The sequence below is a fragment of the Bacteroidota bacterium genome (assembly GCA_018816945.1).
In the GTDB taxonomy this organism is placed as follows: Bacteria; Bacteroidota; Bacteroidia; order Bacteroidales.
The window spans coordinates 1-12,248 of the sequence record JAHIVC010000059.1; the positions used below are offsets into that span (position 1 = coordinate 1).

A 12,248-nucleotide genomic window follows, 5' to 3' on the forward strand; every position below is an offset into this window, starting at 1 on the left:
ATAATCTGGGTTATTTAGATTCATTAATAAATTTCACAAGTTCAATCAAATCCGCTTCTTTTCTAACATTAAGTTTTTCTTTTTTTATAAAGGCCTCAATTTTGGGGCTTTCTGATCCAAATATGGTTTGAATATCTTTTTTTCCCGATATTTCCTGAGGTTCATCTGTTCCAATTTGTAAGTAATATGTATTTGAATTTCTTTCTAGTTTTGCAGGTTCAGGGGCCTTGTACCCTGTAGTTGTGGTAGCCTCTTTAAATACGATATTATATCTTGATAGAAGTTGCACCTTTCCCTTCTGAAGTAATTGGTAATACCCAAACTGTTCTCCTTTTTTATTTCTTTTAATTGTATAAACAAATACATCATCCCCAATACAAATTTCATTCATTGATTTGGGATTTGAAATGGCTAGGTATGTGTTCTTATCGACTTCAAATTCCATATCATCATTGTAAATGTTATATCGCAGTGGGACATCCACATATTTAATTTTGTTATTTGTTAATATTGTCCCTAAAATAAAGTTATCGTTCAAGTTTGGTGATCCTTTTATATCAGCTTCACTTAAAATAGCTCTCTTAATTGTACCTTTATTGACAAGACTCAAAAAATCATCAAAGGTTTGAGTGGGAGTAAGGCCAGTTGTTGCTTGTCCATAAAGAGATGTGGAAAATAAAATAATCGCACTAAAAAGGATGTGAATAAAGCGTAGTTTGATTTTCATAGATTTAATTTTAAAAGGTGAATGCTTAAGGTTTAATACAGAATAGGACATAAATTTAACTAAAAAGCAAATTAGTGTCAACAAAACCTTCCGTGAATTTTACAAAACCATGGATATTATCCGACAGGCTAATCTAAGGATTTTGATTTATAAATTTAAGAAGTTTAATTAAATCTTCTTCTTTCCGAAAATTAATCTTTTCTTTTTTAATTAATAAATTTATTTTTTCGCCCTGTGGTCCAAGTATGGCTATGAGATCTTTTTTATTTGATATCTCATGAGGTTCATCATTTTCTTTTTGCAAATAGAATGTATTCGAATTTTTTTCAAATTTGGCCGATTCCGCAGCTTTATACCCTGTTGTTTTTGTGGCTTCTTTAAAAACGATATTGTGTCGAGACAGAAGCCGAACCTTACCATCCTGAAGTAATTGGTAATACCCAAACTGATCTCCTTTTTTATTCCTTTTGATGGCATAAATGAATTCTTGATCCCCAATTACAATTTTTTGAATTGATTCAGGGTTAGAAATTGCGAGATAATTTTCTTTATCTACCTCAAATTCTATATCGTCATTATAAATATTGTATCGTAAGGGAACACTTACATAGTGTATTTTATTGTCAGTTAAAATATCACCTAAAACAAATTCGGCATTTAAATAGGGCGACCCCTTTATGTCATTTTCACTTAAAATTGATCTTCGCAATGCTCCCGAATGAGTTGCATTTAAAAAATCCGTTAAAGATGCTTGTTCATAAGTGTTATAGGCTTGTCCATATGTGGTTGTAGTTATAAGTCCAATAGCTAGACTTATTAAGACCTTAGCGTAGAATTGTTTAATTTGTTTTTTCATAAGATTGAAGGGCTAAATGATTTTGTCTAATTGAATAATCGATAATAGTAAAACATTCTGAAATTAACCAAAAATTGAGCCAAAAAAAACGCCTCGTAAATTTTACGAGGCGTTCATGTTTTAACATGGTAGCTTTTAATTATTTACTCTCAAGCATAACTCTTTTAAAACCCGTAATCTTTAAATCTTTATTAGCTTCAGCTAAATATTGCTTAACGGTTTTTTTTGTGTCGCGGATAAAATCTTGATTTAATAAAGTGCTTTCTTTGAAAAACTTGTTCAATTTACCCATAGCAATTTTCTCTAGCATTTCTTCAGGTTTTCCTTCTAGTCGTGCTTGTTCTTTGCCAATCTCTTTTTCATGCTCAACAATACCTGGGTCAACATCTGAAGAATCAACTGCAATTGGAGCCATAGCTGCAACTTGCATAGCCATTTCTTGTCCTATCTGATCACTGGTGATATTTAAGCCGATAATAGTTGCTAATCGGTTTCCTTGATGATTGTAAGCATAAACTTGGGCTGCTTCCATTATTTCGAATTTACCTAACTCAATCTTTTCACCAATGATTCCTGTTTGGTCTATGATAGTGTCAGCAACTTTACGACCATTCAAATCCATTTCCTTAAGCTCGTCAATGCTTTTAACCTTGCCGGCAATAGCAAGATCGGCAATTGAATTTACATAATTAATAAAGTCTTGGTTTTTAGCAACAAAGTCAGTTTCGCAATTAACCATAACAACGGAAGCATAAGTTTTGTCAGTACTTGTTTTAGCAATAACAACTCCTTCTGTCGATTCTCTATCAGCTCTTTTAGAGGCTACTTTTTGTCCTTTTTTACGAAGATAATCAATGGCTTTTTCCATATCGCCGTCGCATTCAACTAAAGCATTTTTACAGTCCATCATGCCTGCGCCTGTTTGTTTTCTTAATTGATTTACTTCTGCTGCAGTTATATTTGTCATTTTTATAATATTTCGGTTAAAAGAATATTTTTATTTCCCCTTTTTAGCGATAGGTTTTCTTGGACGCTTCATTGGTTTTTTCTCATCATCAATATCTTTCAATGATTTTAACCCCTTTTCATTCGAAGATCGCTTAACTCCTTTTTCTATCTCTGCATCTTCTCGTTCTTCAATTTCTGCAATAGTTTTTGATTTAACAGCGTCTAAAGCAGCTTGGGTTTCTCTTTCTGTTTCTTCTTCTGCTGCTCGCTTGTCTTTATCCATTTTGCGCTCTGCAAGTCCTTCAGCAATAGCATTGGTAATAATGCTGGTAATCAAATTAATTGATTTGGTAGCATCATCATTTGCCGGAATAGGAAAGTCAACTAATTTAGGATTAGAGTTCGTGTCAACAATGGCAAAAGTTGGAATATTGAGTTTTTTTGCTTCAGCTACAGCGATGTGTTCTTTGTTGATGTCAACAATGAATAAAGCTGAAGGTAAGCGATTTAAATCGGCAATACTTCCAAGGTTTTTTTCAAGTTTGGCACGCTCGCGGGCGATTTGCAAACGCTCTCTTTTCGAAAAGTTATTATAAGTAGGCGTTCCCATCATCTTGTCGATAGAAGCCATTTTCCTTACAGCTTTTCTGATTGTTGCAAAATTTGTAAGCATTCCACCAGGCCAACGTTCAGTAACGTAAGGCATGTTAACATTTTTAACATGTTCAGCAACTATTTCTTTTGCCTGTTTTTTGGTAGCTACAAAAAGGATTTTTTTGCCTGATTTGGCGATTTGTTTTAATGCTGCAGCAGTTTCTTCAATTTTAGCTGCGGTTTTGTAAAGATCAATAATGTGAATGCCATTACGTTCCATGAAAATGTAGGGGGCCATGTTTGGGTTCCACTTACGTTTCAAGTGGCCAAAATGAACACCTGCATCCAACAATTGGTCAAAATTTGTTCGTGCCATTTTTTTGTTTTTATTTGTTTACATTCTGTTTTTACAATTGATAAGTAGTCCCGTTTTCTCCGGGAGTCTTATCAATTTAGATACTAAACTCGATCCAGTGGTGTTTGAAATTTTATCGTTTACTGAATTGGAATTTTTTTCTTGCTTTAGGTTGACCAGGTTTTTTACGTTCAACCATTCTTGGATCTCTTCTCATCAATCCTTTTGCTTTAAGAGGAGGTCTGTTAGCTTCATCTACTTTGCATAATGCACGTGAAATTGCAAGTCTTAAGGCCTCTGCCTGTCCTGATACTCCACCACCTTCCAGGTTAACTTTTAAGTCAAATTTCCCAACGGTTTCAGTAATTTGAAAGGGTTGCGTTACAATATATTGCAAGGTAGCAGTTGGGAAGTATACTTTGTAATCTTTTTTATTGACAATGATATTTCCATTGCCTTCGGTTAAATAAATTCTGGCAACAGCGGTTTTTCTTCTGCCTAATGCGTTTACAACTTCCATCATTATTTAATTGAATTTAATTTTATTTCTTTTGGTTTCTGAGCCTCATGCGGATGTTCTGATCCTGCATATACATATAAATTCCTAAAAATAGCATCTGCAAGCTTATTTTTTGGAAGCATACCTTTGATAGCTTTCTCGACAATAGCTGTGGGTTTTTTTGCCATCAATTCAAGTGGAGTGGTTGTTCTTTGTCCACCTGGATAGCCGGTATGTCTCACATATTCTTTATCTGTCCATTTTTTACCGCTTAGGGTAATTTTTTCAGCGTTGATAATAATAACATTATCTCCACAGTCGACATGGGGTGTAAAGTTTGCTTTGTATTTACCTCTTAACAATTTGGCAGCTTTTGAAGCTAATCGGCCAACCACTTCGTTTTCAGCGTTAATCAAAACCCATTCTTTAGTAACTGTAGCTTTGTTCGCACTTACTGTTTTATAACTTAATGTATCCATCAAAATATCTTTTCAATAAAATGTTCCTTGTTTAAAACGGGGTGCAAAAATAGAATTAAATTTTATATTTAACAAATTTGCTAACACTAATTTGTTGAAAAATTACATTCTTAAATAATTGCTCCTCATTTTGTGGGTGCAAAGGTAATTAATTTATTGGCAAATGGATATAATATGATAAAATTAAGATCGTTTTATTTGAAAGGAAGTAGAAATTCTTAATTTCGTGAAATTATGACAATATTTGTTGAGCACTTAGGGAAAAATTACGGAGAATTACAGGCTTTAAATAAACTGAATTTCAACATTGGAACCGGCGAAATTGTTGGGCTTTTAGGAGCCAATGGAGCAGGGAAATCAACTTTGCTCAAAATTTTAAGTTGTTTGATTAGTCCCGATTCAGGTAAGGTAAATATTTGTGGTTTTGATGTAGAAACCCAAGCTCTGGATGTAAAAAGAAATATTGGATATTTGCCAGAAAGCAATCCGCTATATCCCAATATGTTTATTAGGGAATATTTAGAATTTTCGGCTGGATTTTATCATTTGGGTAGACTTAAAAAAAGTCGAATAAACGAGATGATTGAAATAACGGGTTTGAAGGATCATCTAAGTAAAAGGATTGGGATACTTTCAAAGGGACTTAAGCAAAGGGTTGGTTTGTCGCAGGCATTATTGCATGATCCAAAGGTGTTGATTCTTGATGAGCCGACTTCCGGTTTAGATCCAAACCAAATAGTAGAAATCCGCAAACTTATTTTATCATTGGGAATAAACAAAACAATTCTATTCACATCACATATTATTCAGGAGGTTGAGGCTATATGTGAAAGGGTGATTATTTTGGATGAAGGTAAAATAATTGCAGATGGTCTAACTTCAAACCTTGCGTTGGGTAATGGAAAGAACAATATTGTTAACGTTCAGTTTAATGCCGATATTGATGAGGAAGATTTATTGGCAATTGGAAGGATCAAGCGAATCCAGCATCTTAAAAATTTCGAATGGCTCATTGAATGTGAAGAAAATGTTGATATAAGAAAAGATTTAATGGCATTCGCAATGAAGCATAACCTTATTATACTATCGCTTAATCAGGAATCTAATAAGCTGGAAAGAGTATTTCATGAATTAACAAGAAAGAAGTAATTTTTTTCAGAATCAACGATTATTTATATATTTGCAATGAGATTGTGGACAAATTTGATTGATTGCAACCACGGATAAAAAATGCTAAACCAATTAGTTTATCTCCCAACTCGCAATTTCACTATTTGATATTAATTAAATTTATAAAAGATGAATTATTTATTTACTTCAGAATCTGTTTCAGAAGGACATCCGGATAAAGTCGCTGATCAAATTTCTGATGCTTTATTAGATGAGATGCTTCGTTTTGACCCAGAATCAAAAGTAGCATGTGAAACACTTGTAACCACCGGACTAGTAGTCTGTAGTGGTGAGGTTAAAACTCGCGGATATGTGGATGTTCAGACCATTGTAAGAAGGGTAATTAAAGATATTGGATATACAGAAGCAGCTTATCGGTTTGATTATAATTCATGTGGGATTATTTCTGCAATACATGAGCAATCTCCTGACATCAACCAAGGTGTTGTTCGAACAAAAAAGGAGGATCAGGGAGCTGGTGATCAGGGAATGATGTTTGGCTATGCTACAACTGAGGTAGATAATTATATGCCATTACCCATCGAATTAGCGCACAGATTCCTGCAAGAATTAGCTGAGATACGCAGAGAAGGTAAGAGGATGAAATATCTCAGACCAGATTCAAAATCACAGATTACAATCGAATATAGTGAGTCGGGAAAACCATTGCGAATTGACACCATAGTGATCTCTACTCAACATGATGACTTTAACGAAGAAGTTGTCATGCTCGCTAAAATCAGAGAGGATGTCGAAAAAATATTAATTCCAAGGGTGAAAAATTCATTACCTAACAGGATTAAAAAATTGTTTAAAAATGATTTTAAGCTTTTTGTTAATCCAACAGGTAAGTTTGTAATTGGTGGCCCTCATGGTGATACAGGTTTAACCGGCCGAAAAATCATAGTTGATACCTACGGTGGCAGAGGGGCTCACGGAGGAGGTGCTTTTTCGGGTAAAGATGCTTCAAAAGTTGATCGATCAGCTGCTTATGCCGCACGTCATATGGCTAAGAATATGGTTGCTGCTGGAGTTGCTGATGAAGCGCTTATTCAAGTGGCATACGCTATTGGAGTTGCACAACCGGTTGGTTTGTTTGTGAATACCTACAATTCATCAAAATTAAAGAATAAAGATGGTAAAAGAATTAAGGATGGAGAGATCGCGAAAATACTAAGTGAAGTTTTTGATCTCAGACCTTATGCCATTGTGGAACGATTCGGATTAAAGAACCCTATTTTTGAAGCAACTGCCTCCTATGGTCATTTTGGTCGTGATCATTATGCTAAAGAAGTCGAGGTCTATTACGAAGATGAGCAAACTATAAAACGTGGTGATCTATTCTTTAAGCAAGTAGAATTTTTTGCTTGGGAGAAACTGGACTATGTCGATCGAATTAAGAAAGCATTCAATATCTAAATAAAAAAAGCTCCTTCATAACCGAGGGAGCTTTTTTAATGTTTTACTATTAGCTTTTTTGTGAACTTGATATCCGAGCCCACCACCAGTGAGTAGAAGTAAATCCCATCAATGAGTTCATCAACATTAATGGTTGCTTTTCCATGGCTCCCTTTAAGATAGGATTCCGCGACGATCGAGCCTAATAAAGTGCGAATAATTATTTTCGCTTCTAAAATATTCGTCGGTATGGTATAGTCGAAATATACCATTGATTCGGCAGGATTTGGATAGGCGTCAGAAAGAGCCAATTCTGAATTAACCCTAGCTGATTCATTAATTCCATTGGTAATATACTCGATAGTTATTGTTGTTGCTATGTGAGGGTTATTGACATCAAAGAATGAATATTTTATTAAGCTCGTCTCTTTACTGAAATTTGGATTATAAACAGTAGAAAAATCTTCAATTAACTGATTTGGTTCCAAATTTAATGAATAGGTTGGCGTTTCATTTTTTTCAATCTTTGAACCCCAATAAAAAGAATTATCACTTCCATCTGCGCTTTGTATTACTTCTTTGGTAACACTTAAAGAAATTTCCTTCAGACTTGAGTTTTTGATTCCAAATAAGGATCTGATCTGCATATCCGTAGGGTTGCCATAAACCTGAATAACAGAATTGTTCGGGATTTGAATGTTTTGCGAATTAAAAACTTGAATTTCCTGTCCGTATGAACCAAAAATAAATATACCCGAGAAGATTAGGAAGAGTAGGAGTTTTCTCATAGGCAGGTAATTTTTAAAACGTCATAAAGATAGTGAAAAAAACAGCCAAACCATATTATTTTAATATTTATTAACGTTTAAAATTAAAAAAGCCTGCAAGAATGCAGGCTTTTTTAATAGCTAAATAATTGCTTATTGCCATAGAATTAATATGATTGACATGACTAGTATCATAACAAACCTGTACATGGCAACGATCCAAAACAATTTCAATGGTCGTCGTGAATACAGAAAATCAGATAATTGATTTCCTGCATATAAAAACAATCCAAACATGATTGAGATAGGAAATGCATGACCCCAGAATGTCAGGTGCCAGGTTGCAATGACAGCTTCAAGAACAAAGGCTGTTAGTAAAGTTGTAATAAAAGTGACAATCATTGCTTTTATCCACCCTTCTTGAAGATCTTCTTCTTTGAGATGCTGAAGTTTCATCCATGGTTTTGCAAATAAAAGTGGTGAATACCAAAGAGCTCCAAGTGCAAAGCCGGCTATGGCTGCTACAAATACCGAAAGCCAATTAAAGCCGCCAAAATTAATAATACATTGGTCCATAATAGTTGATTTAGTTTGTAAATAGATATGATTATCAAACAATAATACAAAAATTATTGAACCACCGCAATAGCTTCAATCTCAACCAACAAACCCGGGTCAATCAGAGAACTGACTTGAACCATAGTAGCAACAGGTTTGATATCCTTAAAAAATTCACCATGTGCTCGTCCAATTTCTTCCCAATTTGAAATATCAGTGACAAACATGCGAGTGCAAACAACATTTTTAAGCTGACCACCTGCTTCAATAATTGCAGCTTCGATTTTTTTAAGGATATAAATGGATTGAGTATAAGGATCATTAATCCCAACAATACTATTATCCGAATGGGCGGTAGTTCCGGCAATAAAAATCATATTGCCTGCTCGAACCGCTCTTGAATATCCTACTATGTTCTCCCATTTACCACCTGAAGAAATATTTTTTCTATCCATTCCAGACTCCATTTAATTGAAACTTAAGTCAATTTGAAAATTATGCAGTAAATAAATTTTTTGGATGATGGTAATTATTTCAGAAATAAACACTTAAGAACTTTAAGCTTATTTTATTTTATTTTTGAACTCATTAAATGCAGCCTCAACCTGATCATCAAAAGTTTGTTGTAAAGCTTCATAAGCCTCAATTAATTTTAAAGCTTTATCAGTTACAATCGAATTTCCGCCATTTTTTCCGCCTCGCTGCCGATCCAATAATTGATAACCCAAAAATTCCTCTGCTTTTTTCAAATCGCCCCAGGCTTTTCTGTAGCTAATACCCAAATCATCGGAAGCTGCTTTTAGCGATTTATCATTTGCGATATGTTTAAGTAAACGATATTCGGTATCGCCAACTATCCCGTTACCGGTGATAGATGATAGCCACACTTTATAATTCAGCAGGACTTTATGATGCCCGTTTTTTTCGTTTATTGCCATATACTTTTGTTAGGAATCTTCGTTTATACCGTAGGCAAAATTATAAAAAAAGGACATGAAAACACGTGTCCTTATACATTTGTTGCCGACTTAAATTAAACGTACAAACAGCGATAACTGGTATCACCCTTAACTTTTACTTTAAACTTCACATCTTTTGCAACGATAAAAGTTTCAAAAGCTTTGTAAGTTTTCCATTCAGTTTCATTTGGCTGCTGAATAGTCATCTCACCTGAGGTTACGGTCATGTGCTCGATGGTCCCGGTGCCGAAAACATATTCACCGGCCGACATAACTCCAATGGTTGCAGGTCCTTCTGCTGTTTCAAAAGCAATTGATTTAACGTTGCCGTCGAAATATTCGTTTGTTTTAAACATGATAAAATTCCTTTAGTTAATTGATAATAATTTCACAATGCAAATGTAGGAATTTAAGCATCATTTGCCGTATTATTTATTCATATTTCAATGCTTCCACCGGATTAATTATTGCTGCTTTTGCCGAGTGAAACGAGACCGTTAATAAACATAGGATCAAAGATGATAATCCGGCACCTACAAAAATCCGGTAATCCATCATGCTTTGGTATTCGAAATTTTGTAACCACTTTTCCATATAATAATAAGTCAAAGGAATGGCAATGATATTCGCAACTATGGTGATAGCGAAGAACTGTCGCAACAAACGAATGATTATGTTCAAAACACTGGCACCCATTGTTTTTCGGATCACAATTTCCCGCGTTTTTTTCTGTGCAATAAAGAGGGAAAGGCCAAATAATCCAAGCGATGCAATGAGGATTGCTATAATAGCGAAAAACCCTATGAGTTTTGCCAGGTTCATTTCCGTTTTGTACATCTGCTCAATATAAGTGTCGGTAAAGCTGTATTCGAAAGGAGTATTTGGATTAATTTCTTTCCACTTACGCTCAATAAAAGAAAGGGTTTCAGCAGTGTTTTCCCCGCTCAGTTTAATTACGATCTGCCTCATATAACGGGGACCAGAACGATCGCTCATGTTCAACATTACAGGCAATACTTTTTCGGTCAGCGATTTGGAGTGATAGTTTTTAACGATACCTACAATCATTAAATCCTCATCCATAAACCTGAATTTCTCTGTAAGCGGATTAGCAACATTAAATTCCTTTATAAACTGTTCGTTTACTATCACGGCTCTCCGATCGGTTCTACTTTTACTGTCAAAGGATCGGCCTTCAATTATTTCTATTTCAAGGGTTTCGATGTAATCATAATCCACCGAATTGCTTTCATAAATAAGAAGATCCTTGGTGTTTTCAGGTAAGCTGCCACCACTCGAGCTGTACCAGTATTTTCGTCCGGATCCTGGAAGGATGGCACTTCCGGCAACCACAAAAGTTGTATTAAAAGCCGGGGGATCAGAAGATGCACTCGAAACATACAAAACATCCGGATTTGTCAATAGCTCTGCTTTTAGAGAAAGGTATTTATCCGAAATACTTTTGTTTTTGGCGGCGACGGAAATCAAATTTTCCTTATTAAAGCCAAGCACCTTATTTTCTTTCATGAATAATACCTGATTGTAAATAACTCCGGCACAAATAATCAATCCGATAAATATGATCAATTGCACTACAATTAGAGCTTTTTGAAAAAAGGAACCTTTCAGCCCTAAGTTAATCTGACTCCTGAATACATCAACGGGTTTAAAAGAAGAAAGATAAAAAGAGAGATAACTGCCCGACATAACTCCCGAAAAGAGAGAGATAAGTAGTAAAATTACCATAATAATTGGATTGCTGAATATGGCCAGTTCGATTGATTTTCCAAAAAGTTCATTCAGTCGTGGTAAAAAAAGATCAGCAATTAGAATGGCAAACGGGATGGATAAAAGTGAAAGAAAGATAGATTCACTCAAGACCTGTTTCATGATTTTCGCACGGGTTGCACCAATTACTTTTCGCAATCCGATTTCCTTGGAACGGCTTAGCGATTTGGCGGTTGATAAAATGATATAGTTAATGATGGCAATGAGTAAGATTAATATAGCAATACCACCGAAAAGATAAATTTGTGTCAAGCTTCCTTTGTTTTCCACATCTGAGATAAAACGCTCAGAAAACAGGTGTACCTCTCGTAAGGGTTGCAAATTATAATCATACATAAATGCTTTTCCAAGAGGATAGTTAAAGGAGATATTTGTTTTGATAAATTGAGGAAATTTTTCAATAAGCTGCTTTGGGTCATGCGATTGGGAAAGAAGTATATAGGTCAGGAATTCATTTGACCCCCAACTTTCGAAGGAAGGACTTGTCTTTTGACGGTTAATACTTTCATAACCCCAGATAGTGGTGTAAATGGGCAGGATGAAATCGGCCTGAATATGGGAGTTTACGGGAAAGTCTTCAATCACCGCAGTTATTTGTTGTGGATAAACCTTTTCACGATGGGTGATTTCAAGAATTTTTCCAATTGGATTTTCATTAGGAAAATATTTATCGGCAGTTGATTTTGTGATTATCACCGAATTGTTTTCGGTAAGTGGATTTTGAGAATTCCCATAGAGGATTTTGAATGAAAACATTTCAAAAAAGGTAGAATCTGCCTGAATAAAGGTTTTTTCTTTAATAAAGTTTTCTCCCATCCTCACTGTATATTCCATTTCACGGATCCTACAGGTTTTTTCAATTTCAGGAAAGGTAGCTTTTAATCCCGGTGCAAGTTTAAAAGGTGCCCGGGCATCTATATTTCCTGTTTTTTGTCCAGTACTGGTAACCCGGTAAATTTGATCTGTATATTGGTGGAATCGATCGAAATTAATATCATGCAGCACATAAAGCAATAAAAGTAAACTTGCTGCGGTACCCATTGAAAAACCGATTAGGTTGATTAAGGTGTAAAGCTTATTTCGGAAGATGTTTCTGAAAATAATTTTGAAATAATGTATTATCATGTTAATTATTTTGATTAATTAAAAT

At 34.8% G+C, this 12,248-nt stretch carries 14 protein-coding genes; 2 read left to right on the top strand and 12 right to left on the bottom strand.

Annotation, left to right across the window (positions count from 1 at the left end):
• Nucleotides 1-10: 10 nt before the first annotated feature.
• The 6 genes from KKG99_08850 to rplM form a co-directional block, all read right to left on the bottom strand.
• Nucleotides 11-727 carry a hypothetical protein gene (locus KKG99_08850; protein ID MBU1013103.1) on the bottom strand — a complete coding sequence of 239 codons (717 nt, stop codon included), beginning with the start codon at nucleotides 725-727 and terminating at the stop codon, nucleotides 11-13.
• Nucleotides 728-860: 133 nt separating this feature from the next.
• Complete coding sequence (locus KKG99_08855) at nucleotides 861-1,583, bottom strand: hypothetical protein (GenBank protein MBU1013104.1); 723 nt, start codon at nucleotides 1,581-1,583, stop codon at nucleotides 861-863.
• A 139-nt stretch (nucleotides 1,584-1,722) separates the two neighbouring features.
• Complete coding sequence (tsf, locus tag KKG99_08860) at nucleotides 1,723-2,550, bottom strand: translation elongation factor Ts (GenBank protein MBU1013105.1); 828 nt, start codon at nucleotides 2,548-2,550, stop codon at nucleotides 1,723-1,725.
• Nucleotides 2,551-2,580: 30 nt separating this feature from the next.
• The gene (rpsB, locus tag KKG99_08865; GenBank protein MBU1013106.1) at nucleotides 2,581-3,501 is read right to left on the bottom strand and encodes a 30S ribosomal protein S2; all 921 of its coding nucleotides are present in this window, start codon (nucleotides 3,499-3,501) and stop codon (nucleotides 2,581-2,583) included.
• A gap of 112 nt (nucleotides 3,502-3,613) precedes the next feature.
• Nucleotides 3,614-4,000: a 30S ribosomal protein S9 gene (rpsI, locus tag KKG99_08870; GenBank protein ID MBU1013107.1), complete on the bottom strand. Its 387-nt coding sequence runs from the start codon at nucleotides 3,998-4,000 to the stop codon at nucleotides 3,614-3,616.
• Between the two features lie 2 nt (nucleotides 4,001-4,002).
• Nucleotides 4,003-4,458, bottom strand: a complete 456-nt coding sequence (rplM, locus tag KKG99_08875; protein MBU1013108.1) for a 50S ribosomal protein L13 — start codon at nucleotides 4,456-4,458, stop codon at nucleotides 4,003-4,005.
• A 234-nt stretch (nucleotides 4,459-4,692) separates the two neighbouring features.
• Between rplM and KKG99_08880 the strand changes: the two genes are divergently transcribed.
• Both KKG99_08880 and metK read left to right on the top strand, forming a co-directional pair.
• The gene (locus KKG99_08880; GenBank protein ID MBU1013109.1) at nucleotides 4,693-5,607 is read left to right on the top strand and encodes an ATP-binding cassette domain-containing protein; all 915 of its coding nucleotides are present in this window, start codon (nucleotides 4,693-4,695) and stop codon (nucleotides 5,605-5,607) included.
• A 150-nt stretch (nucleotides 5,608-5,757) separates the two neighbouring features.
• Nucleotides 5,758-7,047 carry a methionine adenosyltransferase gene (gene metK / locus KKG99_08885; protein ID MBU1013110.1) on the top strand — a complete coding sequence of 430 codons (1,290 nt, stop codon included), beginning with the start codon at nucleotides 5,758-5,760 and terminating at the stop codon, nucleotides 7,045-7,047.
• Nucleotides 7,048-7,082: 35 nt separating this feature from the next.
• Here the strand turns inward: metK and KKG99_08890 are convergent, their stop codons facing one another.
• The 6 genes from KKG99_08890 to KKG99_08915 all read right to left on the bottom strand — a co-directional run bounded on the left by KKG99_08890 (nucleotide 7,083) and on the right by KKG99_08915 (nucleotide 12,223).
• Nucleotides 7,083-7,814, bottom strand: a complete 732-nt coding sequence (locus tag KKG99_08890) for a T9SS type A sorting domain-containing protein (GenBank protein ID MBU1013111.1) — start codon at nucleotides 7,812-7,814, stop codon at nucleotides 7,083-7,085.
• 132 nt (nucleotides 7,815-7,946) lie between these two features.
• Complete coding sequence (locus KKG99_08895) at nucleotides 7,947-8,369, bottom strand: DUF1761 domain-containing protein (protein MBU1013112.1); 423 nt, start codon at nucleotides 8,367-8,369, stop codon at nucleotides 7,947-7,949.
• A 53-nt stretch (nucleotides 8,370-8,422) separates the two neighbouring features.
• Complete coding sequence (locus KKG99_08900; protein MBU1013113.1) at nucleotides 8,423-8,806, bottom strand: RidA family protein; 384 nt, start codon at nucleotides 8,804-8,806, stop codon at nucleotides 8,423-8,425.
• Nucleotides 8,807-8,914: 108 nt separating this feature from the next.
• Nucleotides 8,915-9,289 (bottom strand): LysR family transcriptional regulator, encoded by a 375-nt coding sequence (locus KKG99_08905; protein MBU1013114.1) that lies wholly within the window; start codon nucleotides 9,287-9,289, stop codon nucleotides 8,915-8,917.
• A 95-nt stretch (nucleotides 9,290-9,384) separates the two neighbouring features.
• Nucleotides 9,385-9,666 carry a pyrimidine/purine nucleoside phosphorylase gene (locus tag KKG99_08910; GenBank protein ID MBU1013115.1) on the bottom strand — a complete coding sequence of 94 codons (282 nt, stop codon included), beginning with the start codon at nucleotides 9,664-9,666 and terminating at the stop codon, nucleotides 9,385-9,387.
• Between the two features lie 76 nt (nucleotides 9,667-9,742).
• Nucleotides 9,743-12,223 (bottom strand): ABC transporter permease, encoded by a 2,481-nt coding sequence (locus tag KKG99_08915; protein MBU1013116.1) that lies wholly within the window; start codon nucleotides 12,221-12,223, stop codon nucleotides 9,743-9,745.
• Between the last annotated feature and the right edge of the window lie 25 nt (nucleotides 12,224-12,248).

Coding starts and splice junctions, on each gene's coding strand:
- KKG99_08915 (MBU1013116.1), bottom strand. CDS start 12,223: ATGATAATACATTATTTCAAAATTATTTTCAGAAACATCTTCCGAAAT.
- KKG99_08910 (MBU1013115.1), bottom strand. CDS start 9,666: ATGTTTAAAACAAACGAATATTTCGACGGCAACGTTAAATCAATTGCT.
- KKG99_08895 (MBU1013112.1), bottom strand. CDS start 8,369: ATGGACCAATGTATTATTAATTTTGGCGGCTTTAATTGGCTTTCGGTA.
- KKG99_08900 (MBU1013113.1), bottom strand. CDS start 8,806: ATGGATAGAAAAAATATTTCTTCAGGTGGTAAATGGGAGAACATAGTA.
- KKG99_08905 (MBU1013114.1), bottom strand. CDS start 9,289: ATGGCAATAAACGAAAAAAACGGGCATCATAAAGTCCTGCTGAATTAT.
- KKG99_08855 (MBU1013104.1), bottom strand. CDS start 1,583: ATGAAAAAACAAATTAAACAATTCTACGCTAAGGTCTTAATAAGTCTA.
- rpsI (MBU1013107.1), bottom strand. CDS start 4,000: ATGGAAGTTGTAAACGCATTAGGCAGAAGAAAAACCGCTGTTGCCAGA.
- KKG99_08850 (MBU1013103.1), bottom strand. CDS start 727: ATGAAAATCAAACTACGCTTTATTCACATCCTTTTTAGTGCGATTATT.
- tsf (MBU1013105.1), bottom strand. CDS start 2,550: ATGACAAATATAACTGCAGCAGAAGTAAATCAATTAAGAAAACAAACA.
- KKG99_08890 (MBU1013111.1), bottom strand. CDS start 7,814: ATGAGAAAACTCCTACTCTTCCTAATCTTCTCGGGTATATTTATTTTT.
- KKG99_08880 (MBU1013109.1), top strand. CDS start 4,693: ATGACAATATTTGTTGAGCACTTAGGGAAAAATTACGGAGAATTACAG.
- rpsB (MBU1013106.1), bottom strand. CDS start 3,501: ATGGCACGAACAAATTTTGACCAATTGTTGGATGCAGGTGTTCATTTT.
- metK (MBU1013110.1), top strand. CDS start 5,758: ATGAATTATTTATTTACTTCAGAATCTGTTTCAGAAGGACATCCGGAT.
- rplM (MBU1013108.1), bottom strand. CDS start 4,458: ATGGATACATTAAGTTATAAAACAGTAAGTGCGAACAAAGCTACAGTT.